The organism is Spongiactinospora gelatinilytica (assembly GCF_003236385.1).
GTDB lineage: Bacteria > Actinomycetota > Actinomycetes > Streptosporangiales > Streptosporangiaceae > Spongiactinospora > Spongiactinospora gelatinilytica.
In genome coordinates this window covers 1-3,931 of record NZ_POUA01000530.1, presented here as the reverse complement: position 1 = coordinate 3,931, position 3,931 = coordinate 1, and the positions used below count along the sequence as shown (strand labels likewise).

The window sequence follows — 3,931 nt, the reverse complement described above, 5'->3', positions numbered from 1 at the left end:
GTCCCCTGAGTCCCCTGAGTCCCCTGAGTCCCCGGAGGCTCCCGAGGGCGACGACGACCGCATCGACCACCCCGACCGGATCGATCACCCCGACGACTCCGCGCCGGACGGCCCACGGGTCATCGAGCTGCCCAACGGCACCAAGATGATGCAGGTCCCGCTGGAACCGCCCACCATGGACGAGCTCCGCGACATGATCGAGAACTTCGAGAACGCCGAGCCGCACAAGATGCCGATCGCCGACGACCTGCAGCTCAGCCCGCACGGCCCGACACCGGACGGACCTCCCGGCCAGGTGGACCCGAGCCTGCCCGACTCCGACTCCCAGCCCAAGGACGAGAAGATCCCCCAGATCGAGCGCGTCCCGGACGGCGGCGACAACCCCGACCTCGAACCCAGCGGCTCGGGCGCGGACAAGGCAGGCGAGAGCGGCGGCGGCACCACCGTCTCCGGAGTCGCCTATGAAGGCTCCACCGCCACCCAGGACGGCGGCGCGGTGTCCGGCGTCGGGTACGACGCTCCCGCCGATTCCATGGGCGACGGCGGCGACGGCGCCGGTGACGGCGCCACCACCGTGCCCGGGTCCGGGTTCATGGATTCCGGTGGCGCCCGCGGGGGTGGAGACCTGCCGCTGGAGCAGTCGTCCCTGGAAGAGGAGTTCGAGGACGTGCGTGAAGCCGATTCGGCCGAGCCGCCCACCGTCCCGCTGTCCGGAGAAGACCACTGGAGCGGCGTGGAGCGGGTGCCCGAGGACGTCGGGCTCGAGGGAGGACCGGGAGTCGTACAACCGGGCGGGTCCGCCCGGCCGGCCTGACCGATCGCCGATTCGACCGCGGATGGGAGGAGATGTTCGATGTTCGCCGACCCACCGGCGCCGCAGCCGTTGCAGCCTGGAGAGAGCCCGCCGGCGTCCACCGGCGACCCGCTCGGGCTCGACGGTCAGACCCGCGCCTGGCAGTTCAACCCCGAATACCAGAAGCTGGTCACGCTGTGGAACCAGGTCATGCCGATGATGGAGTCGCTGACCGGCACGCTCAAGGAGGCGCGGCGGCTGGCCGAGAGCCCGGATGTGTGGGACGCCCCCGTAGGCCGGCGCTACGTCGAGGACATCGGCGAGTGGGACAAACGGCTGGCGCTCTACCGGCAGTCCGTGCTCAGCGCGATCAGTGACCAGGCGGCCGACACCCCGCGCTGGGTGCCGGTCGAGGCGGGGGCGCCGCACGCCTTCTCCTGATCCGTGGCCGTGTCCGGCCGCATGACATGGGAAAACCGGCCCGGCCGGGCTTACAGTGGGATGAGGTGAACCATGGGCCGGTCGGCGTCGCCGCGTCGCCGCGCCCACCGGACGCAGCCGGCACGGGTCGAGGCGGATTGAGGCGAGCAGAGGTGACGGGCCAGGAGACGCCTTACTACGGTCCCGACTTCGCCATGCTGCTGCGCGAGGACCCGGAGATCGCCGCCGTGGTCCTGGACGAGCTCGACCGGGAGCGGACCGGCCTGCAACTGATCGCGAGCGAGAACTTCACCTCGCCCGCCGTGCTCGCGGCGCTCGGCTCCACGCTCACCAACAAGTACGCGGAGGGCTATCCCGGCCGCCGCTACTACGGCGGCTGCGAGGTGGTCGACCGGGCCGAGGCGCTGGCCGTGGAGCGCGCCAAACGCCTGTTCGGGGCCGAGCACGCCAACGTGCAGCCGCACTCGGGGGCGTCGGCCAACCTGGCGGCCTACGCGGCCCTGCTACGGCCCGGTGACACGATGCTGGCGATGGCGCTGCCGCACGGCGGGCACCTCACCCATGGCTCGAAGGTGAATTTCTCGGGAAGATGGTTCGACGTCGCGGCGTACGGCGTGCGCCGGGACACCGAACTGATCGACTACGACGAAGTGCGGGACCTCGCGCTCCGCCACCGCCCTAAGATGATCATATGTGGTGCCACGGCCTACCCCCGGCTGATCGATTTCGCCACGTTCCGCGGGATCGCCGACGAGGTGGGGGCCTGGTTGCTCGCCGATGTGGCGCACACGATCGGGCTGATGGCGGGCGGGGCGATCCCCTCCGCGGTGCCCTACGCCGACGTGGTCACCTTCACCACGCACAAGGCGCTGCGCGGCCCGCGCGGTGGCGCGCTGCTGTGCACCGCCGAGCTGGCCGCCAAGATCGACCGCGCGGTCTTCCCGTTCACCCAGGGCGGCCCGCTGATGCACGTGATCGCGGCCAAGGCGGTCGCGTTCGGCGAGGCGCTGCGCCCGGAGTTCGCCGAGTACGGCAAGCGGGTCGTGGACAACGCCCGCGCGCTCGCCGACGGCCTGGCGACCGCCGGGATGCGCCCGGTCTCCGGCGGCACGGACACCCACCTGGCCCTCATCGACCTGCGCCCGCTCGGCGTCACGGGGCGCGAGGCCGAGCGCAGGTGCGCGGACGCCGGGATCACGCTCAACCGCAACGCGATCCCCTACGACCCCGAGCCGCCCACGGTGACCTCGGGCCTGCGGGTCGGCACGCCGTGCGTGACGACGCAGGGCCTCGGGCCCGGCGACCTGGCCGAGGTCGCCACGATGGTGGCGGCGGCGGTCCGCGACCCCGGCGGCGCCCCGGAGGTGAGGCGGCGGGTGGCGGAGCTGGTAGGCGTCCATCAGGTTTATCCCAGCGAATCATGAGCTGTTCTGTGTCGATTTCCGGCCTCAGCAGGCCGGAGCATCCAGGAAACTAGGTCCGTGCGCGAGTACTTCCTCATTGCACTGGTGGCGGCGGCGGTCACGTACCTCCTCGTGCCCCTCGTCCGCCTGTTCGCGATCCGTATCGGCGCCATGCCGGAGGTACGCGATCGCGACGTGCACACCACCCCCACCCCCCGCCTGGGCGGCCTGGCGATGTACGGCGGGCTGGTCGCCGGTCTGCTGTTCGCCACCCGGCAGCCCTGGGTCGCCCAGTCGCTGGCCGACCCCAACCTGGCCGGCGGCCAGACCGTGCTGGCCCTGATCGCGGCCGGCGGCCTGATCACCATCACCGGCTTCCTCGACGACTGGTGGGGCATGGACCCCTTCATCAAGCTGGGCGGCCAGATCGCCGCGGCCGGCCTGCTCGTCGCGTTCGGCCTGTACCTGCAGTGGATCCCCATGCCCGGCACCGCCGCGCTGTCCCTGGACAGCACGTTGCGAACGGTGATCACCATCCTGGTGGTGGTGGTCGCGATCAACGCGGTCAATTTCGTCGACGGCCTGGACGGCCTGGCCGCGGGCATCGTCGGCATCGCGGCCATGGCCATGTGGGCCTACTCCATCGTGCTGTCCACCACGATGGGCGACACCCGGATCAACGCCACGGCGGCGATCACCTCGGTGCTCATCGGCATCTGCGCCGGTTTCCTGCCGCACAACTTCCATCCCGCGAAGATCTTCATGGGCGACACCGGCGCGATGCTGCTCGGCCTGGTGCTGGCCAGTTCGGTGGTCACGGTGACCCCGATCGACTCCAGCGCGCTCAGTGCCACGATCAACCGGTTCCCGCTGGTCCTGCCGCTGCTGTTGCCGGTCGCGGTGATGGTGTTGCCCCTGCTGGACCTGTGGACGGCGGTGGTCCGCCGCACTTCCTATGGCATGTCGCCGTTCGCCCCCGACCGCGGGCATCTGCACCACCGGCTGCTCGACATCGGCCACTCCCACCGGCGGACCGTCCTGATCATGTACGCGTGGACGTTCCTGTTCGGGTTCTCCGTGGTCGGCGCGTCGATCTTCAGCGTGCCGATGATCGTGTTCGTCGGGATCGTCATCCTGGCGCTGATCGCGCTGTTCCTGATGGCGTTGCCGCGGTTGCGGGAGCGCTGGCAGGGCGGTGGCGGCGGAGGTGGCGGCGGAGCGCACGCCGCGGGACGGCGGCGCAGGCCGGAGGATGACTCGCCCGGCGGCCTTGCGACCGATCCGATGGCCGGCC

The 3,931-nt window shown here is 71.2% G+C and carries 3 protein-coding genes and 1 pseudogene; all 4 read left to right on the top strand.

The window, feature by feature from the left end:
• Positions 1–814, top strand: a pseudogene (locus tag C1I98_RS42150) (hypothetical protein); the annotation flags it as partial.
• Between the two features lie 39 nt (positions 815–853).
• Positions 854–1,234 carry a hypothetical protein gene (locus C1I98_RS36310; protein ID WP_111171813.1) on the top strand — a complete coding sequence of 127 codons (381 nt, stop codon included), beginning with the start codon at positions 854–856 and terminating at the stop codon, positions 1,232–1,234.
• Positions 1,235–1,428: 194 nt separating this feature from the next.
• Positions 1,429–2,658, top strand: a complete 1,230-nt coding sequence (glyA, locus tag C1I98_RS36305) for a serine hydroxymethyltransferase (RefSeq protein WP_111171814.1) — start codon at positions 1,429–1,431, stop codon at positions 2,656–2,658.
• Positions 2,659–2,715: 57 nt separating this feature from the next.
• On the top strand, positions 2,716–3,931 hold a 1,216-nt coding region (locus C1I98_RS36300), incomplete at its 3' end, for a glycosyltransferase family 4 protein (protein ID WP_111171812.1).